A 23,767-nucleotide genomic window follows, 5' to 3' on the forward strand; every position below is an offset into this window, starting at 1 on the left:
GCAATGGAATTAGTATTGAAAGACGCGCAGAGCGCGCTGACTGTTTCCGAAACTACCTTCGGTCGTGATTTCAACGAAGCGCTGGTACACCAGGTTGTTGTTGCTTATGCAGCTGGTGCTCGTCAGGGTACTCGTGCTCAGAAGACTCGTGCTGAAGTAACTGGTTCAGGCAAAAAGCCGTGGCGCCAGAAAGGTACCGGCCGTGCGCGTTCAGGTTCTATCAAGAGCCCGATCTGGCGTTCCGGTGGCGTAACCTTCGCTGCTCGCCCGCAGGACCACAGTCAAAAAGTTAACAAAAAGATGTACCGCGGCGCGCTGAAAAGCATTCTGTCCGAACTGGTACGTCAGGATCGTCTGATCGTTGTCGAGACGTTCTCTGTAGAAGCGCCTAAAACTAAGCTGCTGGCACAGAAACTGAAAGACATGGCTCTGGAAGATGTGCTGATCATCACCGGTGAGCTGGACGAGAACCTGTTCCTTGCTGCGCGCAACCTGCACAAGGTTGACGTACGCGATGCAACTGGTATCGACCCGGTTAGCCTGATCGCCTTCGACAAAGTCGTAATGACTGCTGATGCTGTTAAGCAAGTTGAGGAGATGCTGGCATGATTCGTGAAGAACGTCTGCTGAAGGTGCTGCGTGCACCGCACGTTTCTGAAAAAGCGTCTGCTGCGATGGAAAAAACAAATACCATCGTTCTCAAAGTTGCTAAAGACGCGACTAAAGCAGAAATCAAAGCTGCTGTGCAGAAACTGTTTGAAGTCGAAGTCGAAGTCGTTAACACCCTGGTAGTTAAAGGGAAAGTTAAACGTCACGGACAGCGTATCGGTCGTCGTAGCGACTGGAAAAAAGCTTACGTCACCCTGAAGGAAGGCCAGAATCTGGACTTCGTTGGCGGCGCTGAGTAAGTCGGAGGAGTAATACAATGGCAGTTGTTAAATGTAAACCGACATCTCCGGGTCGTCGCCACGTTGTTAAAGTGGTTAACCCTGAGCTGCACAAGGGCAAACCTTTTGCTCCGTTGCTGGAAAAAAACAGCAAATCCGGTGGTCGTAACAACAATGGCCGTATCACCACCCGTCATATCGGTGGTGGCCACAAGCAGGCTTACCGTATTGTTGACTTCAAACGCAACAAAGATGGTATCCCGGCAGTTGTTGAGCGTCTTGAGTACGATCCGAACCGTTCCGCGAACATCGCGCTGGTTCTGTACAAAGATGGCGAGCGCCGTTACATCCTGGCCCCTAAAGGCCTGAAAGCTGGCGACCAGATTCAGTCTGGCGTTGATGCTGCAATCAAAGCAGGCAACACCCTGCCGATGCGCAATATCCCGGTTGGTTCTACCGTTCATAACGTAGAAATGAAACCAGGTAAAGGCGGTCAGCTGGCACGTTCCGCTGGTACTTACGTTCAGATCGTTGCTCGTGATGGTGCTTATGTCACCCTGCGTCTGCGTTCTGGTGAAATGCGTAAAGTCGAAGCAGACTGCCGCGCTACTCTGGGCGAAGTTGGCAATGCTGAGCATATGCTGCGCGTTCTGGGTAAAGCAGGTGCTGCACGCTGGCGTGGTATTCGTCCTACCGTTCGCGGTACTGCGATGAACCCAGTCGACCACCCACATGGTGGTGGTGAAGGTCGTAACTTTGGTAAGCACCCGGTTTCCCCGTGGGGCCTGCAGACCAAAGGTAAGAAGACCCGCAGCAACAAGCGTACTGATAAATTCATCGTACGTCGCCGTAGCAAATAATTTTAGAGGATAAGCCATGCCACGTTCTCTCAAGAAAGGTCCTTTTATTGACCTGCACTTGCTGAAGAAGGTAGAGAAAGCGGTGGAAAGCGGAGACAAGAAGCCCCTGCGCACTTGGTCCCGTCGTTCAACGATCTTTCCTAACATGATCGGTTTGACCATCGCTGTCCATAATGGTCGTCAGCACGTTCCAGTTTTTGTTTCCGACGAAATGGTTGGTCACAAACTGGGTGAATTCGCACCGACTCGTACTTATCGCGGCCATGCTGCTGATAAAAAAGCGAAGAAGAAATAAGGTAGGAGGAAGAGATGGAAACTTTAGCTCAACATCGCCATGCTCGTTCTTCTGCTCAGAAGGTTCGCCTCGTAGCTGACCTGATTCGCGGTAAGAAAGTGTCGCAGGCCCTGGATATTCTGACCTACACCAACAAGAAAGCTGCTGTACTGGTCAAGAAGGTACTGGAATCTGCCATTGCTAACGCTGAACACAACGATGGCGCTGACATTGACGATCTGAAAGTTGCGAAAATTTTCGTAGACGAAGGCCCGAGCATGAAGCGCATTATGCCGCGTGCGAAAGGTCGTGCAGATCGCATCCTGAAGCGCACCAGCCACATCACTGTGGTTGTGTCCGATCGCTGAGACTCTGGAGACTAGCAATGGGTCAGAAAGTACATCCTAATGGTATTCGCCTGGGTATTGTCAAACCATGGAACTCTACCTGGTTCGCGAACACCAAAGAATTCGCTGACAACCTGGACAGCGATTTTAAAGTACGTCAGTTCCTGACTAAGGAACTGTCTAAAGCGTCCGTATCTCGTATCGTTATCGAGCGTCCGGCTAAGAGCATTCGTGTGACTATTCACACTGCTCGCCCGGGCATCGTCATCGGTAAGAAAGGCGAAGACGTAGAAAAACTGCGCAAGGTCGTAGCGGATATCGCTGGCGTTCCTGCACAGATCAATATCGCCGAAGTTCGTAAGCCAGAACTGGACGCTAAATTGGTTGCTGACAGCATCACTTCTCAGCTGGAACGTCGCGTTATGTTCCGTCGTGCTATGAAGCGTGCTGTACAGAACGCAATGCGTCTGGGCGCTAAAGGTATCAAAGTTGAAGTTAGCGGCCGTCTGGGCGGCGCGGAAATCGCACGTACCGAATGGTACCGTGAAGGTCGCGTACCGCTGCACACTCTGCGTGCTGACATCGACTACAACACCTCTGAAGCGCACACCACTTACGGTGTAATCGGCGTTAAGGTATGGATCTTCAAAGGCGAGATCCTGGGTGGTATGGCTGCTGTTGAACAACCGGAACCGGCTGCTCAACCTAAAAAGCAGCAGCGTAAAGGCCGTAAATAAGGAGCGTCGCTGATGTTACAACCAAAGCGTACAAAATTCCGTAAAGTGCACAAAGGCCGCAACCGTGGTCTGGCGCAGGGTACGGATGTTAGCTTCGGCACTTTCGGTCTGAAAGCTGTTGGCCGTGGTCGTCTGACTGCACGTCAGATCGAAGCAGCACGTCGTGCTATGACCCGTGCAGTTAAGCGTCAAGGTAAAATCTGGATCCGTGTTTTCCCGGACAAACCGATTACCGAGAAGCCGCTGGAAGTTCGTATGGGTAAAGGTAAAGGTAACGTGGAGTACTGGGTTGCCTTGATTCAGCCGGGTAAAGTCCTTTATGAAATGGACGGCGTACCGGAAGAGCTGGCCCGTGAAGCATTCGGCCTGGCAGCAGCGAAACTGCCGATCAAAACCACCTTTGTAACTAAGACGGTGATGTAATGAAAGCAAAAGAGCTGCGTGAAAAAAGCGTTGAAGAGCTGAACGCTGAGCTGCTGAACCTGCTGCGTGAGCAGTTCAACCTGCGTATGCAGGCTGCAAGTGGCCAGCTGCAACAGACTCATCTGCTGAAGCAAGTGCGTCGTGATGTTGCACGCGTTAAGACTTTACTGACTCAGAAGGCGGGTGCGTAATGACCGATAAAATCCGTACTCTGCAAGGTCGCGTAGTTAGCAACAAAATGGAGAAATCCATCGTTGTTGCTATCGAACGTGTGGTGAAACACCCGGTATACGGTAAGTTCATCAAGCGTACGACCAAACTGCACGTACATGACGAGAACAACGAATGCGGTATCGGTGACGTGGTCGAAATCCACGAATGCCGTCCGCTGTCCAAGACTAAGTCCTGGACGCTGGTTCGCGTCGTAGAGAAAGCGGTTCTTTAATAGAGCTGTATTCTCAACGAATAAACGGCTCAGCGATGAGCCGTTTATTTTTTCTACCCATATCCGATTTCCGGTGTTATAATGCCGCGCCCTCGATATGGGGATATTTAACGGCCCGATTTTGGGTCTCAGTAGTAGTTGACATTAGCGGAGCACTAAAATGATCCAAGAACAGACTATGCTGAACGTCGCCGACAACTCCGGTGCACGTCGCGTAATGTGTATCAAGGTTCTGGGTGGCTCGCACCGTCGCTACGCAGGCGTAGGCGACATCATCAAGATCACCATCAAGGAAGCAATTCCGCGTGGTAAGGTCAAAAAAGGTGATGTGCTGAAGGCGGTAGTGGTGCGCACCAAGAAGGGTGTTCGTCGCCCGGACGGTTCTGTCATTCGCTTCGATGGTAATGCATGCGTTATTCTCAACAATAACAGCGAGCAGCCCATCGGTACGCGTATTTTTGGGCCGGTAACTCGTGAGCTTCGTACCGAGAAGTTCATGAAAATTATCTCTCTGGCACCAGAAGTACTCTAAGGAGCGAATCATGGCAGCGAAAATCCGTCGTGATGACGAAGTTATCGTGTTAACCGGTAAAGATAAAGGTAAACGCGGTAAAGTTAAGAATGTCTTGTCTTCCGGCAAGCTCATTGTTGAAGGTATCAACCTGGTTAAGAAACATCAGAAGCCGGTTCCGGCCCTGAACCAACCAGGTGGCATCGTTGAAAAAGAAGCAGCAATTCAGGTTTCTAACGTTGCACTCTTCAATGCGGCAACCGGCAAGGCTGACCGTGTAGGCTTTAGATTCGAAGACGGCAAAAAAGTCCGTTTCTTCAAGTCTAACAGCGAAACTATCAAGTAATTTGGAGTAGTACGATGGCGAAACTGCATGATTACTACAAAGACGAAGTAGTTGGTAAACTCATGACTGAGTTTAACTACAATTCTGTCATGCAAGTCCCTCGGGTCGAGAAGATCACCCTGAACATGGGTGTTGGTGAAGCGATCGCTGACAAGAAACTGCTGGATAACGCAGCAGCGGATCTGACAGCAATCTCCGGTCAAAAGCCGTTGATCACCAAAGCACGCAAATCAGTTGCAGGCTTCAAAATCCGTCAGGGCTATCCGATCGGCTGTAAAGTAACCCTGCGTGGCGAACGCATGTGGGAGTTCTTTGAGCGCCTGATCACTATTGCTGTACCGCGTATCCGTGACTTCCGTGGCCTGTCCGCTAAGTCATTCGATGGTCGTGGTAACTACAGCATGGGTGTCCGTGAGCAGATCATCTTCCCAGAAATCGACTACGATAAAGTCGACCGCGTTCGTGGTTTGGATATTACCATTACCACTACTGCGAAATCTGATGAAGAAGGCCGCGCTCTTCTGGCTGCCTTTGACTTCCCGTTCCGCAAGTAAGGTAGGGTTACTTAATGGCTAAGCAATCAATGAAAGCACGCGAAGTAAAGCGCGTGGCTTTAGCTGATAAATTCTTCGCTAAACGCGCTGAACTGAAAGCTATCATCTCTGATGTGAACGCAACCGACGAAGATCGTTGGAATGCTGTTCTCAAGCTGCAGACTCTGCCGCGTGATTCCAGCCCGTCTCGTCAGCGTAATCGCTGCCGTCAAACAGGTCGTCCGCATGGTTTCCTGCGGAAGTTCGGGTTGAGCCGTATTAAGGTCCGTGAAGCCGCTATGCGCGGTGAAATCCCGGGTCTGAAAAAGGCTAGCTGGTAATTGTCACCAATTGAATCACGGGAGTAAAGACAGATGAGCATGCAAGATCCGATCGCGGATATGCTGACCCGTATCCGTAACGGTCAGGCCGCGAATAAAGCTGCGGTCACCATGCCTTCCTCCAAGCTGAAAGTGGCAATTGCCAACGTGCTGAAGGAAGAAGGCTTTATTGAAGATTTTAAAGTTGAAGGCGACATCAAGCCGGAACTGGAACTGACTCTTAAGTATTTCCAGGGTAAAGCTGTTGTAGAAAGCATTCAGCGTGTCAGCCGCCCAGGTCTGCGCATCTATAAACGTAAAGATGAGCTGCCGAAAGTTATGGCGGGTCTGGGTATCGCAGTTATTTCTACCTCTAAAGGTGTTATGACTGATCGTGCAGCGCGCCAAGCTGGTCTTGGTGGCGAAATTATCTGCTACGTAGCCTAATCGGAGGAAAAAATGTCTCGTGTTGCTAAAGCACCGGTCGTTGTTCCTGCCGGCGTTGATGTAAAAATCAACGGTCAGGTTATTACGATCAAAGGTAAGAATGGCGAGCTGACTCGTACTCTCAACGATGCTGTTGAAGTTAAACATGCAGATAATGCACTGACTTTCGGTCCGCGTGATGGTTTCGCAGACGGTTGGGCTCAGGCTGGTACCGCGCGTGCCCTGCTTAACTCAGTAGTTATCGGTGTTACCGAAGGCTTCACTAAAAAGCTTCAGCTGGTTGGTGTAGGCTATCGTGCAGCGGTTAAAGGGGATGTAGTAAACCTGGCTTTAGGTTTCTCTCATCCTGTTGAACATAAGCTGCCGGCGGGTATCACTGCAGAATGTCCGACTCAAACTGAAATCGTGCTGAAAGGCGCTGATAAGCAGGTAATCGGCCAGGTTGCAGCAGATCTGCGCGCCTACCGTCGTCCTGAGCCTTATAAAGGCAAGGGTGTTCGTTACGCCGACGAAGTCGTGCGTACCAAAGAGGCTAAGAAGAAGTAAGGTAACACTATGGATAAGAAATCTGCTCGTATCCGTCGTGCGACCCGCGCACGCCGCAAGCTCCAGGAGCTGGGTGCAACTCGCCTGGTGGTACATCGTACCCCGCGTCATATTTACGCACAGGTAATTGCACCGAACGGTTCTGAAGTTCTGGTAGCTGCTTCTACAGTAGAAAAAGCTATCGCTGAACAACTGAAGTACACCGGTAACAAAGACGCGGCTGCAGCTGTGGGTAAAGCTGTTGCTGAACGCGCTCTGGAAAAAGGCATCAAAGATGTTTCCTTTGACCGTTCCGGGTTCCAATATCATGGTCGTGTCCAGGCACTGGCAGATGCTGCCCGTGAAGCTGGCCTTCAGTTCTAAGGTAGAGGTGTAAGATGGCTCACATCGAAAAACAAGCTGGCGAACTGCAGGAAAAGCTGATCGCGGTTAACCGCGTATCTAAAACCGTTAAAGGTGGTCGTATTTTCTCCTTCACAGCTCTGACTGTAGTTGGTGACGGTAACGGTCGCGTAGGTTTTGGTTACGGTAAAGCGCGTGAAGTTCCAGCAGCGATCCAGAAAGCGATGGAAAAAGCCCGTCGCAATATGATTAACGTCGCGCTGAACCACGGCACCCTGCAGCACCCGGTTAAAGGTGTTCACACGGGTTCTCGTGTATTCATGCAGCCAGCTTCCGAAGGTACCGGTATCATCGCCGGTGGTGCAATGCGCGCCGTTCTGGAAGTTGCTGGAGTTCATAACGTTCTGGCCAAAGCATATGGTTCCACCAACCCGATTAACGTGGTTCGTGCAACTATTGATGGCCTGGAAAATATGAATTCTCCAGAAATGGTCGCTGCCAAGCGTGGTAAATCCGTTGAAGAAATTCTGGGGAAATAAACCATGGCAAAGACTATTAAAATTACTCAAACCCGCAGTGCAATCGGTCGTCTGCCGAAACACAAGGCAACGCTGCTTGGCCTGGGTCTGCGTCGTATTGGTCACACCGTAGAACGCGAGGATACTCCTGCTGTTCGTGGTATGGTCAACGCGGTTTCCTTTATGGTTAAAGTTGAGGAGTAAGAGATGCGTTTAAATACTCTGTCTCCGGCCGAAGGCTCTAAAAAGGCGGGTAAGCGCCTGGGTCGTGGTATCGGTTCTGGCCTCGGTAAAACCGGTGGTCGTGGTCACAAAGGTCAGAACTCTCGTTCTGGCGGTGGCGTACGTCGCGGTTTCGAGGGCGGTCAGATGCCTCTGTACCGTCGTCTGCCGAAATTCGGCTTCACTTCTCGTAAAGCAATGATCACTGCAGAGATTCGTCTCTCCGATCTGGCTCACGTAGAAGGCGATGTAGTCGACCTGAACACGCTGAAAGCAGCAAACATTATCGGTATTCAGATTGAGTTCGCGAAAGTGATTCTTTCTGGCGAGGTAGCTCGTCCGGTAACTGTTCGTGGCCTGCGTGTGACTAAAGGTGCTCGTGCTGCTATCGAAGCTGCTGGCGGTAAAATTGAGGAATAAGTAGCAGATGGCTAAGCAACCGGGATTAGATTTTCAAAGTGCCAAAGGTGGACTTGGCGAACTGAAACGCAGACTTTTGTTTGTTATCGGTGCGCTGATCGTATTCCGTATTGGTTCTTTTATTCCGATCCCTGGTATTGATGCCGCTGTACTTGCCAAACTGCTTGAGCAACAGCGAGGCACTATCATTGAAATGTTTAACATGTTCTCTGGTGGTGCTCTCAGCCGTGCTTCTATCTTTGCCTTGGGCATCATGCCGTATATTTCTGCATCGATTATTGTCCAGCTGCTGACGGTTGTTTATCAGCCGTTAGCAGAAATGAAGAAAGAAGGGGAGTCTGGTCGTCGTAAGATCAGCCAGTACACCCGCTACGGTACTCTGGTGCTGGCGATATTCCAGTCGATCGGTATTGCTACCGGTCTGCCGAATATGCCTGGTATGCAGGGCCTGGTGATGAATCCGGGCTTTGCATTCTATTTCACCGCTGTTGTAAGTCTGGTCACAGGAACGATGTTCCTGATGTGGCTCGGCGAACAGATTACTGAACGTGGTATCGGTAACGGTATCTCAATCATTATCTTCGCTGGTATCGTTGCGGGTCTCCCGCCGGCCATCGCCCATACTATCGAGCAAGCGCGTCAAGGCGACCTGCACTTCCTCCTGTTGCTATTGGTTGCAGTATTAGTGTTTGCCGTGACCTTCTTTGTTGTATTCGTTGAACGTGGTCAACGCCGCATTGTGGTGAACTACGCGAAGCGTCAACAGGGTCGTCGCGTCTATGCTGCACAGAGCACACATTTGCCGCTGAAAGTGAATATGGCGGGTGTAATCCCTGCAATCTTCGCTTCCAGTATTATTCTGTTCCCTGCGACCATCGCGTCATGGTTTGGGGGCGGAACCGGTTGGAACTGGCTGACAACAATTTCGCTGTATTTGCAGCCTGGGCAACCGCTTTATGTGTTACTCTATGCGTCTGCAATCATATTCTTCTGTTTCTTCTACACGGCTTTGGTTTTCAACCCGCGTGAAACAGCAGATAACCTGAAGAAGTCCGGTGCATTTGTACCAGGAATTCGTCCGGGAGAGCAAACGGCGAAGTATATCGATAAAGTAATGACTCGTCTGACTCTGGTTGGTGCGCTGTATATTACCTTTATCTGCCTGATCCCGGAGTTCATGCGTGATGCAATGAAGGTGCCGTTCTACTTCGGTGGAACCTCGCTGCTAATTGTTGTCGTCGTGATTATGGACTTTATGGCTCAAGTGCAAACTCTGATGATGTCAAGTCAGTACGAGTCTGCATTGAAGAAGGCGAACCTGAAAGGCTACGGCCGATAACTGGTCGCCTGAGAAGTTACGGAGAGTAAAAATGAAAGTTCGTGCTTCCGTCAAGAAATTATGCCGTAACTGCAAAATCGTTAAGCGTGATGGTGTCATCCGTGTGATTTGCAGTGCCGAGCCAAAGCATAAACAGCGCCAAGGCTGATTTTTTCGCATATTTTTCTTGCAAAGTTGGATTGAGCTGGCTAGATTAGCCAGCCAATCTTTTGTATGTCTGTGCGTTTCCATTTGAGTATCCTGAAAACGGGCTTTTCAGCATGGTGCGTACATATTAAATAGTAGGAGTGCATAGTGGCCCGTATAGCAGGCATTAACATTCCTGATCACAAACATACCGTAATCGCATTAACTGCTATTTTCGGTATCGGCAAGACCCGTTCTAAAGCCATCTGTGCTGACACGGGTATCGCTGAAAATGTTAAGATCAGTGAGCTGTCTGAGGAACAAATTGAATCCCTGCGTGAAGCAGTAGGTAAATTTGTCGTTGAAGGTGATCTGCGCCGTGAAATCACCCTGAGCATCAAGCGTCTGATGGACCTTGGTTGCTATCGTGGTTTACGCCATCGTCGTGGTCTTCCGGTTCGCGGTCAGCGTACTAAGACCAACGCACGTACCCGTAAGGGTCCGCGTAAACCGATCAAGAAATAATCGGGGTGATTGAATAATGGCAAAGGCACCAGTTCGTGCACGTAAACGTGTAAGAAAACAAGTCTCTGATGGCGTGGCTCATGTCCATGCGTCTTTTAACAACACCATCGTTACCATTACCGATCGTCAGGGTAACGCGCTGGGTTGGGCAACAGCCGGTGGTTCCGGTTTCCGTGGTTCTCGTAAATCAACTCCGTTTGCAGCTCAGGTTGCAGCAGAGCGTTGCGCTGAAGCCGTAAAAGAATACGGCATCAAGAATCTGGAAGTTATGGTCAAAGGTCCGGGTCCGGGTCGCGAATCTACTATTCGTGCTCTGAACGCCGCTGGTTTCCGCATCACTAATATTACTGATGTGACTCCGATCCCTCATAACGGTTGTCGTCCGCCGAAAAAACGTCGCGTATAACGCGCTCGTTTCTAGGATTGTTGGAGAAAGAAAATGGCAAGATATTTGGGTCCTAAGCTCAAGCTGAGCCGTCGTGAGGGCACAGACCTGTTCCTTAAGTCTGGCGTTCGCGCGATCGATACCAAGTGTAAAATTGAACAAGCTCCTGGCCAGCACGGTGCGCGTAAACCGCGTCTGTCTGACTATGGTGTGCAGTTGCGTGAAAAGCAAAAAGTTCGCCGTATGTACGGTGTGCTGGAGCGTCAGTTCCGTAACTACTATAAAGAAGCAGCACGTCTGAAAGGCAACACCGGTGAAAACCTGTTGGCTCTGCTGGAAGGTCGTCTGGACAACGTTGTATACCGTATGGGCTTCGGCGCTACTCGTGCTGAATCACGTCAGCTGGTTAGCCATAAAGCTATCATGGTAAACGGTCGTGTTGTTAACATCGCTTCTTATCAGGTTAAAGCGAATGACGTCGTCAGCATTCGTGAGAAAGCGAAAAAGCAATCTCGCGTGAAAGCCGCTCTGGAGCTGGCTGAGCAGCGTGAAAAGCCAACCTGGCTGGAAGTTGATGCTGGCAAGATGGAAGGTACGTTCAAGCGTCAGCCGGAACGTTCTGATCTGTCTGCGGACATTAACGAACACCTGATCGTCGAGCTTTACTCCAAGTAAAGCTTAGTACCAAAGAGAGGACACAATGCAGGGTTCTGTGACAGAGTTTCTAAAACCGCGCCTGGTCGATATCGAGCAAGTGAGTTCGACGCACGCCAAGGTGACCCTTGAGCCTTTAGAGCGTGGCTTTGGCCATACTCTGGGTAACGCACTGCGCCGTATTCTGCTCTCATCGATGCCGGGTTGCGCGGTGACCGAGGTTGAGATTGATGGTGTACTGCACGAGTACAGCACCAAAGAAGGCGTTCAGGAAGATATCCTTGAAATCCTGCTCAACCTGAAAGGGCTTGCGGTGAGAGTTCAAGGTAAAGATGAAGTTATCCTTACTTTGAATAAATCTGGCATTGGCCCTGTGACCGCAGCCGACATCACCCATGATGGTGATGTCGAAATCGTCAAGCCGCAACATGTGATCTGCCACCTGACCGATGAGAACGCTGCTATTAGCATGCGTATCAAAGTTCAGCGCGGTCGTGGTTATGTGCCGGCTTCTGCCCGAATTCATTCGGAAGAAGATGAGCGCCCAATCGGCCGTCTGCTGGTCGACGCATGCTACAGCCCCGTAGAGCGTATTGCCTACAATGTTGAAGCAGCGCGTGTAGAACAGCGTACCGACCTGGACAAGCTGGTCATCGAAATGGAAACCAACGGCACAATCGATCCTGAAGAGGCGATTCGTCGTGCGGCAACCATCCTGGCAGAACAACTTGAAGCTTTCGTTGACTTACGTGATGTACGTCAGCCGGAAGTGAAAGAAGAGAAACCAGAATTCGATCCGATCCTGCTGCGCCCTGTTGACGATCTCGAATTGACTGTCCGCTCTGCTAACTGCCTGAAGGCAGAAGCTATCCACTATATCGGTGATCTGGTACAGCGTACCGAGGTTGAGTTGCTGAAAACGCCGAACCTGGGTAAAAAATCTCTTACTGAGATTAAAGACGTGCTGGCTTCACGTGGTCTGTCTCTGGGCATGCGCCTGGAAAACTGGCCACCGGCAAGCATTGCTGACGAGTAACCGGATCACAGGTTAAGGTTTTACTGAGAAGGATAAGGTCATGCGCCATCGTAAGAGTGGTCGTCAACTGAACCGCAACAGCAGCCATCGCCAGGCTATGTTCCGTAACATGGCTGGTTCGCTGGTTCGTCATGAAATCATCAAGACGACCCTGCCGAAAGCGAAAGAACTGCGTCGCGTAGTTGAGCCGCTGATTACTCTTGCCAAGACTGATAGCGTAGCTAATCGTCGTCTGGCATTCGCCCGTACTCGTGATAACGAGATCGTGGCAAAACTGTTTAACGAGCTGGGCCCGCGTTTCGCGAGCCGCGCCGGTGGTTACACTCGCATTCTGAAGTGTGGCTTCCGTGCAGGCGACAACGCGCCGATGGCATACATCGAGCTGGTTGATCGTGCTGAGCCGAAAGCAGAAGCTGCTGCAGAGTAATCTGTAGTAACGTAAAAAAACCCGCTTCGGCGGGTTTTTTTATATCCTCGCCATCTCTGCTTCATTACACTATCTGTATTCTTTTTGTTCATCCCCGGAGCCGTATGATGTGGTTGCTGGATCAGTGGGCAGAACGCCATATCCTTGATGCACAAAACAAAGGTGACTTTGATAATCTTCCTGGCCGCGGTGAACCGCTGACACTGGATGACGATCTGCATGTGCCACCTGAACTACGCGTCAGCTACCGTTTACTCAAGAACGCCGGCTGTTTACCTCCTGAGCTGGAACATCGCAGAGAAGCCGTTGCGCTGGTTGATTTGCTTAAAGTCATTCGTCAGGATGACCCGCAGCATGTCGAACTGAGCCGAAGACTTGCTTTGCTCGAACTGAAGCTACGCCAGGCTGGGTTAAATACTGATTTTCTGCGCGGTGAGTATTCTGCGAGGCTGCAACACAAGATAAGTGAGGAGTAAGTATGTATCGCATTGGTGAGCTCGCAAAGCTGGCGGATGTCACTCCCGATACCATTCGCTACTACGAAAAGCAGCAGATGATGGCCCACGACGTTCGTACTGAGGGCGGATTTCGTCTTTATACCGACAATGACCTTCAGCGGCTACGTTTTATCCGCTACGCGCGGCAGCTCGGGTTTACGCTCGAATCGATCCGTGAACTGCTATCGATCCGCATCGATCCGGAGCATCATACCTGCCAGGAATCAAAGGGAATCGTGCAGGCGCGCCTGAGCGAAGTTGAGTCGCGTATTAAGGAATTACAAGCGATGCGCCGATCCTTACAGAGACTTAACGATGCATGCTGCGGCAGCGCTCACAGCAGCGTCTACTGTTCCATTCTTGAAGCGCTTGAGCAGGGGGCCAGCAGCGCTAATGCAGGGCGTTGATTTTTTGCGCGTGTAGATCTACACTCGCGTCGATCTCATTCACCATCAGGAGTAACTATGAGTCGCTATCAGCATACAAAAGGGCAAATAAAAGATAATGCCATTGAGGCACTGCTTCATGATCCGCTGTTCAGACAACGCGTTGAGAAAAACAAGAAAGGGAAAGGAAGCTATCAGCGAAAAGAAAAATATGCAGGACGGAGTGACCGGGAGGCCAGTGGCAAGAGAGTGAATCACTTTTTTACCACTGGCTTTCTGCTTTCGGTAGCCTGATTAAGAACGGTTATTCTGCTCTTTTAACAGGTCACGAATTTCACTCAGCAGCACTTCTTCTTTAGTCGGTGCCGGCGGTGCTGCAGGGGCCTCTGCTTTTTTACGGTTCAGATTATTCATCAGTTTAATTGCCATAAAGATGGCAAACGCTACGATGACGAAGTCAAAAACGTTCTGAATAAACACGCCATAATGCATCACAACGGCCGGGATATCTCCCTGAGCATCGCGCAGCGTGACGGCGAAAGATTTAAAATCGATCCCACCAATAAGCAGGCCAAGCGGCGGCATAATAATATCGGCAACCAGTGACGATACAATCTTACCGAATGCTGCACCAATGATGACACCCACTGCCAGATCGACCACATTCCCGCGCATCGCGAAATCGCGAAACTCTTTTAAAATACTCATTCTATTCTCCTTGAACCAGCTGACAGGGATAAGTTTATCAAATGTATTTCCATTTTCCATTATTGTTGAATAATTGCATAAAAATATTATCCATTGCTAAATAAAGGTTAATGGACATGGGCGCGTTACCGGCGCCCAAATAAATTACAGGAAGAAAGGGCTTGGCTGGAACAGCCGTTCGACATCGGAGATAAATTTTTTGTCGGTCAGGAACATAATTACGTGGTCGCCCTGCTCAATACGCAAATTATTATTGGCGATCATCACGTCATTTCCGCGAACCACGGCGCCAATGATCGTCCCCGGGGGAAGCTTGATCTCATCGATCGAACGACCCACGACGCGCGAGGTGCTTTCATCTCCGTGGGCGACGGCTTCGATAGCTTCAGCTACGCCGCGGCGCAGGGAAGAGACGCCAACGATATCGGCTTTACGGACATGGCTGAGCAGCGCTGAAATGGTTGCCTGTTGAGGGGAAATAGCGATATCGATAACGCTGCCCTGAACCAGGTCGACGTAGGCTTTTCGCTGGATAAGGACCATGACCTTTTTGGCGCCCATCCGCTTGGCCAGCATTGCCGACATGATGTTGGCTTCGTCATCATTAGTAACGGCAATGAAGAGGTCGACTTGATCAATATGCTCTTCTGCGAGGAGCTCCTGATCCGAGGCGTCGCCATAAAAGACGATGGTATTTTGTAGCTTTTCCGCCAGCTCGGCGGCGCGCTGCTGATCGCGTTCAATTAACTTCACGCTATAATCTTTTTCCAGCCGATGGGCCAGACCCGCGCCAATATTTCCGCCGCCAACCAGCATGATGCGCTTATAGGGTTTCTCCAGGCGCTGCAGCTCGCTCATCACGGCGCGAATATGCTGGGATGCGGCGATAAAGAATACTTCATCGCCGGCTTCAACAATGGTCGAACCCTGGGGCCGAATAGGGCGATCGTGGCGGAAAATAGCCGCTACGCGCGTGTCGATATGCGGCATATGTTCACGCATTGTCGAGAGTGCGTTACCTACCAACGGACCACCGTAGTAGGCTTTAACGACCGCCAGACTCACTTTCCCTTCGGCAAAGTTTACGACCTGCAGCGCACCTGGGTACTCAATCAGGCGGTAAATATTGTCGATAACAAGCTGTTCCGGCGCGATCAGATGGTCAATCGGTACGGCTTCGGAGTGGAACAGTTTATCGGCGTCACGTACGTAGTCCGGAGAACGAATACGGGCAATGCGATTAGGCGTATTAAACAGGGAATAGGCGACCTGGCAGGCCACCATATTGGTTTCATCAGAACTGGTGACGGCAACCAGCATATCCGCATCATCAGCTCCGGCCTCGCGCAGTACGCGCGGATGGGAGCCGTGTCCCTGAACAACACGCAGGTCAAACTTGTCCTGCAGACTGCGCAGGCGGTCACCATTGGTATCGACCAGGGTAATATCGTTGTTCTCTCCGACGAGGTTTTCCGCGAGAGTCCCGCCAACCTGTCCGGCGCCCAGAATAATAATCTTCATCAGCAGTGATCCATTATTTCCGATGTTTGATCAGCTTAGCGTAAAAGAACCCATCACCCTCTTCCGCTCCGGGCAGATTTTGCTGTCCAGGCTGCTCAGGCGTCCCGGTAATACTAAGTTCTGCGTCAGGCGTGCGCGTCAGGAATGCCGCAATTTGCTGGCTATTTTCTTCCGGCAGAATTGAGCAGGTCGCATAGACCAGGGTACCGCCGGGCTTCAGATGTGCCCAGATGGCGTCAAGAATTTCCGCCTGAAGCTGTGCCAGCTCCGCGATATCGCGGTCACGACGCAGCCATTTAATATCGGGATGGCGGCGAATTACGCCAGTGGCAGAGCAGGGCGCATCGAGCAGAATACGATCGAACTTTTCATCAGCGCACCACTGGGTTGGATATCTGCCATCCCCCTGTTTTACCTGGGCTTTCATTCCCAGACGCTTCAGATTGTCGTAGACACGGGACAGACGCTGGTCATCGATATCGACAGCCAGTACGCTGGCCTGTGGCGCGACTTCCAGAATATGAGTTGTTTTGCCGCCGGGCGCGGCGCAAAGATCGAGGATCCTTTCACCATTTTCCGGGGTCAGATAGCGCATACAACCTTGGGCTGAAGCATCCTGAACGGTGACCCAGCCTTGCTCAAAACCGGGCAATGCCTGTACAGGTGCCGGCGTCGCCAGACGTACGGCATCCGGATAGTCCGGGTGAGAGAACCCCTGCATGCCCGCCTCTTCAAGGAGCACCAGCCATTCATCGCGTGAGTGATGATTGCGATTAACACGTAGCCACATTGGTGGACGTTGGTTGTTGGCATCCGCAATGGCCTGCCACTGCTGGGGCCAGGCTCTTTGGATGCGTTTGAGTAGCCATGCGGGGTGCAGGAAGCGGCTGTCGCTTTCGGCGAATTCGTTAAGCAATTCTTCCTGCTGGCGTTGGAACTGGCGCAGCACGCCGTTAATCAGCCCTTTTAGCTGCGGACGCTTAATAGCTACCGCACCTTCAACCGTTTCCGCCAGCGCCGCATGGGCGGGGATACGGGTGTGCAGCAGCTGATAAAAGCCGACCATAATTAAATAGTGAACGGTACGCTGTTTTCCCGTCATAGGGCGAGCCATCAGCTTATTGATCAGCCATTCCATCTGGCTAAGAGTGCGCAGGACGCCAAAGCACAGCTCCTGCAGCAGCGCTTTATCTTTTTCACCGACTTTCTGCTGCAACGGCGGCAGCACGTTGCTTAACGACTGCCCCTTCTCGACAACCTGTTCAACGGCTTGGGCCGCCAGACTACGTAAATTAAGATTTTTTTTCATAACCGCGAAAATAAAAAGGCCCGGTAGATCCGGGCTTTAGAAGTGACGACCGTCAGGAAAGACGGTTACCTGGGATAAACCACTCCCGGCGAGAATTGAGCAAATCCTGGGCGCTCATCGCTTTTTTACCCGCAGGCTGCAGAGATTCCAGATTCAGAATGCCATCGCCGGTTGCCACCTGAATACCCTGCTTGCTGGCAGCCACAATGGTGCCAGGTTCAGCGGAACTTATTTCGGCGATAGCCGATGCCTGCCAAACCTTCACCGGCTGCTCGTCAATTTCCAGCCAGCTCATCGGCCACGGATTGAAGGCGCGGATACAGCGTTCGAGCTGTTCGGCAGAAAGCGACCAGTCGATACGGGCTTCTTCTTTGCTGAGCTTCTCAGCGTAGGTGGCTAAGGCTTCATCCTGGACTTCAGGTTGAGTGGTTGCGTTAGCTAACTGAGCCAGGGTGTTCAGCAGCCCTTGCGGGCCGAGGTCGGCCAGCTTGTCATACAGGCTGGCGCTGGTATCTTCTGCGGTAATCGGACAGGAGAGCTTATACAGCATATCGCCGGTATCGAGACCGACATCCATCTGCATAATCGTTACGCCTGTTTCCGCATCGCCGGCCCATAGCGAGCGCTGAATGGGAGCGGCGCCGCGCCAGCGAGGCAGAAGAGAACCGTGGACGTTAATACAGCCAAGGCGTGGCATATCCAGAACCGCTTTGGGCAGGATCAGCCCATAAGCGACGACGACCATGACGTCGGCATTAAGCGAGGAGACCAGCTCCTGGTTTTCCTGTGGTCGCAGGGATGCCGGCTGGAATACCGGCAAATTGTTAGCTTCTGCCAGCACTTTTACCGGGCTCGGCATGAGCTTTTTACCGCGGCCAGCGGGGCGATCGGGCTGAGTAAAAACGCCAACGATCTGGTGCTCAGACGACAACAGCGCGTCAAGATGACGCGCTGCAAAATCGGGTGTACCCGCAAAAATAATACGTAATGATTGTGACACGTTAATCCTTGTCCTCAGGCACGCGTACGCAAACGATCCAGTTTTTCAACTTTCTGACGAATGCGCTGTTGTTTGAGCGGCGACAGATAATCGATGAACAGTTTGCCTACCAGATGATCCATTTCATGCTGAATACAGATAGCCAGCAGGCCGTCAGCATCCAGTTCGAATGGCTTGCCTTCGCGATCCAGCGCGCGGATTTTCACGGTTTCGGCACGTGGTACCAGCGCACGCTGTTCCGGAATGGACAGGCAGCCTTCTTCAATACCGGTTTCGCCGTCTTTTTCCAGCAGCTCAGGGTTAATTAACACCAGCTGACCTTCACGGTTCTCCGACACATCAATAACAATAATGCGCTGATGGATATCAACCTGGGTTGCCGCCAGACCAATACCTTCCTCCGCGTACATCGTCTCGAACATATCATCGACGATACGCTGAATTTCTGCATTGACTTCTTTTACCGGCTCGGCGACTTTGCGAAGGCGCTCGTCCGGAATATGTAACACTTGCAAAACTGCCATAAAGATCCAGATTCGTATTCAGGAGTGGATAAGATTATTACCTCTATTCTAGACAAAACCCCCTCTAATTGACAGTCTCACTGTCCAATCGCAAGGATTGTTAAAGCCGCTTATGGCAGGGGAGTATGGATGGCGCCCGCAGAGATTTGGCTACGCCTGATGAGGGTAAACGGCCTGTATGGTGAGGCGATGTTGACCATCGCTCGCCGGATAGGCGCGGCTTCCGCGCTTAATAGTGAGGCTTTACGTCTCTGTGGCCTGAGTGCGGCGCAGTCGAGGCAATTTTTGACCTTTGGCCAGCGGGATATCGATGCCACTCTGGAATGGCTGGAGCAGCCAGAACATCATCTGCTGTCGGCCGACAGCCCTCTCTACCCACCGCAGCTGCGCGCAGTCGTTGATTATCCCGGCGCGCTTCTGGTTAAGGGGGACCTGGCTATTTTGCACAGCCGGCAGCTAGCGGTTGTCGGGAGCCGCGCGCATTCCTGGTACGGTGAACGCTGGGGGAGAGTGTTTTGCGAAGCTCTGGCACGCTATGGCGTTACGATTACCAGCGGCCTGGCGATTGGTATTGATGGTGTTGCCCATCGCGGCGCGCTTGCCGCAGATGGGAAAAGCATTGCGGTGCTCGGGAATGGGTTAGGCGATATTTACCCGCGTCGGCATAGCGCTTTAGCAAGGCAGATTGTGGATAGCGGAGGGGCGCTGCTTTCGGAGTTTCCTCTTGCCACACTTCCATTACCTGGAAATTTCCCTCGTCGTAACCGAATTATCAGTGGCTTAAGTATTGGAGTATTGGTTGTTGAAGCCGCATTGAGAAGCGGCTCGTTGGTTACCGTCCGCTGTGCGCTTGAACAGGGAAGGGAGGTTTTTGCGCTACCCGGGCCGATAGGCAGCCCGGGTTCAGAGGGGCCGCATTGGCTCATCAAGCAGGGCGCAGTCCCGGTTACGGCGCCAGAGGATATCGTCGAATACTGGCAGCATGAGCTGCTATGGCTGGGTGATGCGCCATACGACATAAATAATTGCACGGATCGGCCATCCGTAGCATTGCCATTTCCTGAGCTCCTGGCTAACGTAGGAGATGAGGTAACACCTGTTGACGTTGTCGCTGAACGTGCCGGCCAATCTGTACCAGTGACCGTAGCTCAGCTACTTGAACTGGAGTTAGCAGGCTGGATCGCAGCTGTACCCGGCGGCTATGTCCGATTAAGGAGGGCAAGCCATGTTCGACGTACTCATGTATTTGTTTGAGACTTACATCCATAACGAAGCAGAAATGCGCGTAGACCAGGATAAGCTGACCCGGGATCTCACCGACGCCGGTTTTGAACGGGAAGATATTTATAACGCGCTGATGTGGCTCGAGAAACTGGCTGATTATCAGGAGGGCCTTGTCGCGCCCATGCAGCTGGCTTCTGATCCGCTCTCTTTACGGATTTATACCGAAGAAGAGTGTCAGCGTCTGGATGCTAGTTGCCGAGGATTCTTGTTATTCCTCGAGCAAATTCAGGTGTTGAACCTCGAAACGCGAGAAATGGTAATAGAGCGCGTTCTGGCGCTGGATACTGCAGAGTTCGAACTGGAAGACCTTAAATGGGTGATCCTGATGGTGCTGTTTAATATTCCGGGCTGTGAAAACGCCTATCAGCAGATGGAAGAATTACTCTTCGAAGTAAATGAAGGTATGCTGCATTAATCTTTTTGCGGCAACGTCGAGTATTTATGACCAAATCAGCACTGTTTCAGGTGCGTAAAAATGAGCCCTGTCCACAGTGCGGGGCTGAACTGGTAATCCGCTCCGGGAAGCATGGACCGTTTCTTGGCTGCTCGCACTATCCGGACTGTAACTACGTCCGTCCCCTGAAAAGTCAGGCGGACGGACATATCGTTAAAGTGCTGGAGGGGCAGGAGTGTCCATCCTGTGGCGCCGTGATGGTGCTGCGTCAGGGACGCTTCGGTATGTTTATTGGCTGCAGCAGCTATCCGCAATGTCAGCATACTGAACTTATTGATAAGCCTGATGAGACAGCTATCGCGTGCCCGCAGTGTGGTCAGGGGCATTTGGTTCAGCGTCGCTCTCGTTTCGGCAAAACTTTTCACTCCTGCGATCGTTACCCCGATTGCCAGTTCGTCATTAACTTCAAACCGATAGCGGGCGAGTGTCCTGAATGCCACTATCCGCTATTAATCGAAAAGAAAACGGCGCAGGGCGTTAAACGCTTTTGTGCCAGTAAACAATGTGGAAAGCCGATATCGGCGGAACAAATCAGTGAATAATAACCTGCAATCAGAAGCCGTCGCCCATGCTGTGGCAGTTCTGAATAATGAACACGTCATCGCCTATCCCACAGAAGCCGTTTTTGGCGTTGGCTGCGATCCTGACAGCGAAACCGCCGTCATGCGTCTGCTGGACCTCAAACAGCGGCCGGTTGAGAAAGGCCTGATTCTTATCGCCGCCCGCTTTGAACAGTTACTTCCTTATATAGATGACTCTCAGCTTAGCGCGGCGCAGCTGGCGGAGATTTTTAGCTGCTGGCCAGGGCCGGTGACCTTTGTCTTCCCGGCGCGTAAAACAACCCCACGCTGGTTGACCGGGCGTTTTGACTCGCTGGCGGTACGCGTTACCGATCACCCTCTGGTGGTTGAGCTATGCGAGGCCTATGGAAAACCGCTGGTCTCGACCAGTGCGAATTTATCCGGCCAGCCTCCCTGTCGTACCACGGCTGAAGTTCACGCCCAGTTTGGCGCCGATTTTCCGGTGGTTAATGGGGCCACCGGCGGCCGTCAGAATCCGTCTGAAATTCGCGACGCCCTGACGGGCGAACTTTTCCGCCAGGGGTAAGTGATGGAAAGCTACGCAGTCTTTGGAAATCCGATCGCCCACAGCAAATCGCCCGCCATCCATCAGCTTTTTGCGCAGCAGCTGCATATCGCACATCCGTACGGGCGTATTCTGGCGCCGCGAGATGAATTCATCAGTACCCTGAATGCCTTCTTTAATGAAGGGGGGCGAGGCGCCAACGTTACCGTTCCGTTTAAAGAGGAAGCGTTTGCTCGCGCCGATGAGCTCACCGAGCGAGCCGCGCTGGCCGGGGCCGTGAATACCCTCAAACGTCTTGAAGATGGCCGTTTGCTGGGGGATAACACCGATGGCATTGGGCTATTGAGCGATCTGGAGCGGCTCGGTTTTATTAAACCTGGCTTTCGTGTCCTGCTTATCGGGGCTGGAGGGGCATCGCGCGGCGTGCTGTTACCGCTTCTGTCCCTCGATTGCGCCGTGACGATTGTGAACCGGACCAGCTCCCGCGCGCATGAACTGGCGGCACTCTTTTCTCACACCGGCAGTATTCGTGCGCTGGAAATGGATGCGCTGGCTGAACATGAGTTCGATCTTATTATTAATGCGACCTCCAGCGGTATTGGCGGTGAGGTACCTGCGATACCCGCTTCGCTAATTAATACGCACGTCCATTGCTACGACATGTTTTATCAGCAGGGCAGTACGCCATTTCTGACCTGGTGCCAGCAGCATGGGGCGAAACAGTGCGCTGATGGTTTAGGTATGCTGGTGGCCCAGGCCGCTCATGCTGTACTGCTGTGGCATGGCGTACTGCCAGACATTACTCCGGTGATTCAAACCTTGCATAAGGAATTGAACCCGTGAATCAGGCTATTCAGTTTCCTGACAGGGAAGAGTGGGATACTGAAAAACAGTGCATTACTTTTCCCGCATTGGTTCATGGTATGCAGCTGACCTGTGCAATGAGAAGCGTAACGCTAGAGAAACGGTTTGGTGGAAAAGAGCCAGCGCATTGGCTGGCTGCATTTCGCGAACATCGCTGGGATCTGGAAGAAGAGGCGGATGAGATGATCCGCGACCAGCAGGAAGACGATCAGGGCTGGGTTTGGTTTTCCTGATCCAGGTAATCGTTCTTCCATTTCACGTAGTTGTTTGCTGAATAGATCAGACCCGCTATTTCCGCCTCCGTCAGGGGGCGGATTTGTTTCACCGGGTTGCCAAAATAAAGATAGCCACCTGCCAGTCGCTTATTCTGTGGTACCAGACTACCGGCACCAATCATCACGTCATCCTCTATTACTACACCATCCAGCAGAATTGACCCCATCCCGACCAGCACCCGGTTACCAATAGTGCAGCCGTGCAGCATCACTTTATGGCCGATGGTGACATCTTCACCAACGATCAGGGGATTACCCTGTGGGTTATATGATGATTTATGGGTGACATGCAGCACGCTACCGTCCTGGATATTGGTGCGAGGACCAATTTGCACATAGTTAACGTCGCCGCGAATGGCAACCAGCGGCCAGATGCTGACATCATCAGCCATCCTGACATCACCAATCGCTACGCTGGTGGCATCGATCATCACGCGCAGACCTGTTTGTGGGAATAAATCTTTGTAGGGACGTAAATTTGCGGACATGTTTACCTCGATAAGTCAGGGTTGTGCGAAGACTTTGGTGGCTTTCTCTGCCACCTGCAACCCTTTATTGTGGTAAAAACTGAGCAGATCGAACAATAACGCTGCGAAAAGGGCGAAAAAGCATCATCCGGAAAAAAAGATCGATAAAAGACTTGTGCAATAGAATGGGATCCCTATAATGCGCTCCCACTGACACGGCGGATGTGAATCACTTCACACCAGATGGCCGGTTCGGTTGAAGAGAAAAATCCTGAATTAAAGGGTTGACTCTGAAAGAGGAAAGCGTAATATACGCCACCTCGCAACGCTGAGCGAAAGCCGCGTTGCACTGCTCTTTAACAATTTATCAGACAATCTGTGTGGGCACTCAAAGTGACATGGATTCTTAACGTCCTCGGACGAAAAATGAATACCAAGTCTCTGAGTGAACATACGTAATTCATTACGAAGTTTAATTCACGAGCATCAAACTTAAATTGAAGAGTTTGATCATGGCTCAGATTGAACGCTGGCGGCAGGCCTAACACATGCAAGTCGAACGGTAGCACAGAGAGCTTGCTCTCGGGTGACGAGTGGCGGACGGGTGAGTAATGTCTGGGAAACTGCCTGATGGAGGGGGATAACTACTGGAAACGGTAGCTAATACCGCATAACGTCGCAAGACCAAAGTGGGGGACCTTCGGGCCTCATGCCATCAGATG

General features: G+C 51.6%; 41 protein-coding genes and 1 rRNA gene. 36 read left to right on the forward strand and 6 right to left on the reverse strand.

Annotated features, from left to right (window positions below; translation table 11 throughout):
* Window positions 1-3: 3 nt before the first annotated feature.
* The 29 genes from rplD to NWP14_RS17700 all read left to right on the forward strand — a co-directional run bounded on the left by rplD (window position 4) and on the right by NWP14_RS17700 (window position 13,847).
* On the forward strand, window positions 4-609 hold the full coding sequence (gene rplD, locus NWP14_RS17560; RefSeq protein ID WP_015960716.1) for a 50S ribosomal protein L4: 606 nt from the start codon (window positions 4-6) through the stop codon (window positions 607-609).
* Window positions 606-908, forward strand: a complete 303-nt coding sequence (gene rplW / locus NWP14_RS17565) for a 50S ribosomal protein L23 (RefSeq protein WP_004868363.1) — start codon at window positions 606-608, stop codon at window positions 906-908. The genes rplD and rplW overlap by 4 nt, the downstream gene beginning before the upstream one ends.
* A 17-nt stretch (window positions 909-925) precedes the next feature.
* Window positions 926-1,747 carry a 50S ribosomal protein L2 gene (rplB, locus tag NWP14_RS17570; protein ID WP_041142969.1) on the forward strand — a complete coding sequence of 274 codons (822 nt, stop codon included), beginning with the start codon at window positions 926-928 and terminating at the stop codon, window positions 1,745-1,747.
* Between the two features lie 16 nt (window positions 1,748-1,763).
* Window positions 1,764-2,042: a 30S ribosomal protein S19 gene (gene rpsS, locus NWP14_RS17575; protein ID WP_001138115.1), complete on the forward strand. Its 279-nt coding sequence runs from the start codon at window positions 1,764-1,766 to the stop codon at window positions 2,040-2,042.
* A gap of 14 nt (window positions 2,043-2,056) precedes the next feature.
* Window positions 2,057-2,389: a 50S ribosomal protein L22 gene (gene rplV / locus NWP14_RS17580; RefSeq protein WP_002919773.1), complete on the forward strand. Its 333-nt coding sequence runs from the start codon at window positions 2,057-2,059 to the stop codon at window positions 2,387-2,389.
* Window positions 2,390-2,406: 17 nt separating this feature from the next.
* Complete coding sequence (gene rpsC, locus NWP14_RS17585) at window positions 2,407-3,105, forward strand: 30S ribosomal protein S3 (protein WP_045854067.1); 699 nt, start codon at window positions 2,407-2,409, stop codon at window positions 3,103-3,105.
* Between the two features lie 12 nt (window positions 3,106-3,117).
* Entirely contained in the window at window positions 3,118-3,528 is a 411-nt protein-coding gene (gene rplP / locus NWP14_RS17590; RefSeq protein ID WP_002919759.1) for a 50S ribosomal protein L16, read from the forward strand.
* Window positions 3,528-3,719 (forward strand): 50S ribosomal protein L29, encoded by a 192-nt coding sequence (gene rpmC / locus NWP14_RS17595; protein WP_002919754.1) that lies wholly within the window; start codon window positions 3,528-3,530, stop codon window positions 3,717-3,719. Before rplP ends, rpmC begins: the two co-directional genes overlap by 1 nt.
* Window positions 3,719-3,973 (forward strand): 30S ribosomal protein S17, encoded by a 255-nt coding sequence (rpsQ, locus tag NWP14_RS17600; RefSeq protein WP_095105716.1) that lies wholly within the window; start codon window positions 3,719-3,721, stop codon window positions 3,971-3,973. Before rpmC ends, rpsQ begins: the two co-directional genes overlap by 1 nt.
* Before the next feature lie 160 nt (window positions 3,974-4,133).
* Window positions 4,134-4,505 carry a 50S ribosomal protein L14 gene (gene rplN / locus NWP14_RS17605; RefSeq protein ID WP_002919748.1) on the forward strand — a complete coding sequence of 124 codons (372 nt, stop codon included), beginning with the start codon at window positions 4,134-4,136 and terminating at the stop codon, window positions 4,503-4,505.
* A 10-nt stretch (window positions 4,506-4,515) separates the two neighbouring features.
* The gene (rplX, locus tag NWP14_RS17610; RefSeq protein ID WP_041142967.1) at window positions 4,516-4,830 is read left to right on the forward strand and encodes a 50S ribosomal protein L24; all 315 of its coding nucleotides are present in this window, start codon (window positions 4,516-4,518) and stop codon (window positions 4,828-4,830) included.
* 14 nt (window positions 4,831-4,844) lie between these two features.
* Complete coding sequence (gene rplE / locus NWP14_RS17615; protein ID WP_041142966.1) at window positions 4,845-5,384, forward strand: 50S ribosomal protein L5; 540 nt, start codon at window positions 4,845-4,847, stop codon at window positions 5,382-5,384.
* Window positions 5,385-5,398: 14 nt separating this feature from the next.
* Window positions 5,399-5,704: a 30S ribosomal protein S14 gene (rpsN, locus tag NWP14_RS17620; protein ID WP_002919667.1), complete on the forward strand. Its 306-nt coding sequence runs from the start codon at window positions 5,399-5,401 to the stop codon at window positions 5,702-5,704.
* A gap of 33 nt (window positions 5,705-5,737) precedes the next feature.
* Window positions 5,738-6,130 (forward strand): 30S ribosomal protein S8, encoded by a 393-nt coding sequence (gene rpsH, locus NWP14_RS17625; RefSeq protein WP_004106343.1) that lies wholly within the window; start codon window positions 5,738-5,740, stop codon window positions 6,128-6,130.
* Window positions 6,131-6,142: 12 nt separating this feature from the next.
* Window positions 6,143-6,676: a 50S ribosomal protein L6 gene (gene rplF / locus NWP14_RS17630; protein WP_041142965.1), complete on the forward strand. Its 534-nt coding sequence runs from the start codon at window positions 6,143-6,145 to the stop codon at window positions 6,674-6,676.
* Window positions 6,677-6,685: 9 nt separating this feature from the next.
* Window positions 6,686-7,039, forward strand: a complete 354-nt coding sequence (gene rplR / locus NWP14_RS17635) for a 50S ribosomal protein L18 (protein ID WP_000358960.1) — start codon at window positions 6,686-6,688, stop codon at window positions 7,037-7,039.
* A gap of 14 nt (window positions 7,040-7,053) precedes the next feature.
* Window positions 7,054-7,557 (forward strand): 30S ribosomal protein S5, encoded by a 504-nt coding sequence (rpsE, locus tag NWP14_RS17640; RefSeq protein ID WP_004106339.1) that lies wholly within the window; start codon window positions 7,054-7,056, stop codon window positions 7,555-7,557.
* 3 nt (window positions 7,558-7,560) lie between these two features.
* Complete coding sequence (gene rpmD, locus NWP14_RS17645; protein WP_001140434.1) at window positions 7,561-7,740, forward strand: 50S ribosomal protein L30; 180 nt, start codon at window positions 7,561-7,563, stop codon at window positions 7,738-7,740.
* Window positions 7,741-7,743: 3 nt separating this feature from the next.
* A complete protein-coding gene (rplO, locus tag NWP14_RS17650) occupies window positions 7,744-8,178 on the forward strand; it encodes a 50S ribosomal protein L15 (RefSeq protein WP_041142964.1) in 435 nt (144 codons plus the stop codon).
* 7 nt (window positions 8,179-8,185) lie between these two features.
* Window positions 8,186-9,517 (forward strand): preprotein translocase subunit SecY, encoded by a 1,332-nt coding sequence (secY, locus tag NWP14_RS17655; protein ID WP_041142963.1) that lies wholly within the window; start codon window positions 8,186-8,188, stop codon window positions 9,515-9,517.
* Between the two features lie 31 nt (window positions 9,518-9,548).
* Complete coding sequence (rpmJ, locus tag NWP14_RS17660) at window positions 9,549-9,665, forward strand: 50S ribosomal protein L36 (RefSeq protein WP_000868187.1); 117 nt, start codon at window positions 9,549-9,551, stop codon at window positions 9,663-9,665.
* Between the two features lie 146 nt (window positions 9,666-9,811).
* Window positions 9,812-10,168, forward strand: a complete 357-nt coding sequence (gene rpsM, locus NWP14_RS17665; RefSeq protein ID WP_004106333.1) for a 30S ribosomal protein S13 — start codon at window positions 9,812-9,814, stop codon at window positions 10,166-10,168.
* A 16-nt stretch (window positions 10,169-10,184) separates the two neighbouring features.
* On the forward strand, window positions 10,185-10,574 hold the full coding sequence (gene rpsK, locus NWP14_RS17670; protein ID WP_004138423.1) for a 30S ribosomal protein S11: 390 nt from the start codon (window positions 10,185-10,187) through the stop codon (window positions 10,572-10,574).
* 33 nt (window positions 10,575-10,607) lie between these two features.
* Entirely contained in the window at window positions 10,608-11,228 is a 621-nt protein-coding gene (gene rpsD, locus NWP14_RS17675; protein WP_004868345.1) for a 30S ribosomal protein S4, read from the forward strand.
* Window positions 11,229-11,253: 25 nt separating this feature from the next.
* A complete protein-coding gene (locus NWP14_RS17680) occupies window positions 11,254-12,243 on the forward strand; it encodes a DNA-directed RNA polymerase subunit alpha (protein ID WP_002919219.1) in 990 nt (329 codons plus the stop codon).
* Window positions 12,244-12,283: 40 nt separating this feature from the next.
* Window positions 12,284-12,670 carry a 50S ribosomal protein L17 gene (gene rplQ / locus NWP14_RS17685; protein WP_002919206.1) on the forward strand — a complete coding sequence of 129 codons (387 nt, stop codon included), beginning with the start codon at window positions 12,284-12,286 and terminating at the stop codon, window positions 12,668-12,670.
* 107 nt (window positions 12,671-12,777) lie between these two features.
* Window positions 12,778-13,146 (forward strand): DUF1992 domain-containing protein, encoded by a 369-nt coding sequence (locus NWP14_RS17690; protein ID WP_095105720.1) that lies wholly within the window; start codon window positions 12,778-12,780, stop codon window positions 13,144-13,146.
* Window positions 13,147-13,148: 2 nt separating this feature from the next.
* A complete protein-coding gene (gene zntR, locus NWP14_RS17695; RefSeq protein ID WP_095105714.1) occupies window positions 13,149-13,574 on the forward strand; it encodes a Zn(2+)-responsive transcriptional regulator in 426 nt (141 codons plus the stop codon).
* 57 nt (window positions 13,575-13,631) lie between these two features.
* Window positions 13,632-13,847 carry an alternative ribosome-rescue factor A gene (locus NWP14_RS17700; protein WP_095105708.1) on the forward strand — a complete coding sequence of 72 codons (216 nt, stop codon included), beginning with the start codon at window positions 13,632-13,634 and terminating at the stop codon, window positions 13,845-13,847.
* Here the strand turns inward: NWP14_RS17700 and mscL are convergent, their stop codons facing one another.
* The 5 genes from mscL to def all read right to left on the reverse strand — a co-directional run bounded on the left by mscL (window position 13,848) and on the right by def (window position 18,615).
* Complete coding sequence (gene mscL, locus NWP14_RS17705) at window positions 13,848-14,261, reverse strand: large-conductance mechanosensitive channel protein MscL (RefSeq protein ID WP_095105701.1); 414 nt, start codon at window positions 14,259-14,261, stop codon at window positions 13,848-13,850.
* Between the two features lie 144 nt (window positions 14,262-14,405).
* A complete protein-coding gene (trkA, locus tag NWP14_RS17710; protein ID WP_041142957.1) occupies window positions 14,406-15,782 on the reverse strand; it encodes a Trk system potassium transporter TrkA in 1,377 nt (458 codons plus the stop codon).
* Between the two features lie 13 nt (window positions 15,783-15,795).
* Window positions 15,796-17,091, reverse strand: coding sequence for a 16S rRNA (cytosine(967)-C(5))-methyltransferase RsmB (gene rsmB / locus NWP14_RS17715; protein WP_375215742.1), 1,296 nt, complete (start codon window positions 17,089-17,091; stop codon window positions 15,796-15,798).
* Between the two features lie 52 nt (window positions 17,092-17,143).
* A complete protein-coding gene (gene fmt, locus NWP14_RS17720; RefSeq protein WP_095105695.1) occupies window positions 17,144-18,091 on the reverse strand; it encodes a methionyl-tRNA formyltransferase in 948 nt (315 codons plus the stop codon).
* A gap of 14 nt (window positions 18,092-18,105) precedes the next feature.
* Entirely contained in the window at window positions 18,106-18,615 is a 510-nt protein-coding gene (gene def / locus NWP14_RS17725; RefSeq protein WP_041142954.1) for a peptide deformylase, read from the reverse strand.
* Window positions 18,616-18,744: 129 nt separating this feature from the next.
* Between def and dprA the strand changes: the two genes are divergently transcribed.
* The 6 genes from dprA to NWP14_RS17755 are packed head-to-tail and all read left to right on the forward strand — an operon-like array spanning window position 18,745 to window position 22,536.
* Window positions 18,745-19,869: a DNA-protecting protein DprA gene (dprA, locus tag NWP14_RS17730; RefSeq protein WP_375215743.1), complete on the forward strand. Its 1,125-nt coding sequence runs from the start codon at window positions 18,745-18,747 to the stop codon at window positions 19,867-19,869.
* Window positions 19,841-20,314, forward strand: a complete 474-nt coding sequence (gene smg, locus NWP14_RS17735; protein WP_041142952.1) for a DUF494 family protein Smg — start codon at window positions 19,841-19,843, stop codon at window positions 20,312-20,314. Before dprA ends, smg begins: the two co-directional genes overlap by 29 nt.
* Window positions 20,315-20,340: 26 nt before the next feature.
* Window positions 20,341-20,895, forward strand: a complete 555-nt coding sequence (locus NWP14_RS17740; protein ID WP_331833427.1) for a topoisomerase DNA-binding C4 zinc finger domain-containing protein — start codon at window positions 20,341-20,343, stop codon at window positions 20,893-20,895.
* Entirely contained in the window at window positions 20,888-21,460 is a 573-nt protein-coding gene (tsaC, locus tag NWP14_RS17745) for an L-threonylcarbamoyladenylate synthase type 1 TsaC (protein ID WP_375215744.1), read from the forward strand. Before NWP14_RS17740 ends, tsaC begins: the two co-directional genes overlap by 8 nt.
* A gap of 3 nt (window positions 21,461-21,463) precedes the next feature.
* Entirely contained in the window at window positions 21,464-22,282 is an 819-nt protein-coding gene (gene aroE / locus NWP14_RS17750; RefSeq protein WP_095105690.1) for a shikimate dehydrogenase, read from the forward strand.
* Window positions 22,279-22,536, forward strand: coding sequence for a DUF1488 domain-containing protein (locus NWP14_RS17755; RefSeq protein ID WP_095105689.1), 258 nt, complete (start codon window positions 22,279-22,281; stop codon window positions 22,534-22,536). The genes aroE and NWP14_RS17755 overlap by 4 nt, the downstream gene beginning before the upstream one ends.
* Here NWP14_RS17755 and NWP14_RS17760 read toward each other — a convergent pair.
* The gene (locus tag NWP14_RS17760; protein ID WP_045854074.1) at window positions 22,512-23,066 is read right to left on the reverse strand and encodes a gamma carbonic anhydrase family protein; all 555 of its coding nucleotides are present in this window, start codon (window positions 23,064-23,066) and stop codon (window positions 22,512-22,514) included. The two genes, NWP14_RS17755 and NWP14_RS17760, sit on opposite strands and share 25 nt — an antisense overlap.
* A gap of 473 nt (window positions 23,067-23,539) precedes the next feature.
* Here NWP14_RS17760 and NWP14_RS17765 point away from each other — a divergent pair.
* A 16S ribosomal RNA gene (locus NWP14_RS17765) occupies window positions 23,540-23,767 on the forward strand; the annotation flags it as partial.

Source organism: Klebsiella sp. C349492 (genome assembly GCF_042055345.1).
GTDB lineage: Bacteria > Pseudomonadota > Gammaproteobacteria > Enterobacterales > Enterobacteriaceae > Klebsiella > Klebsiella scottii.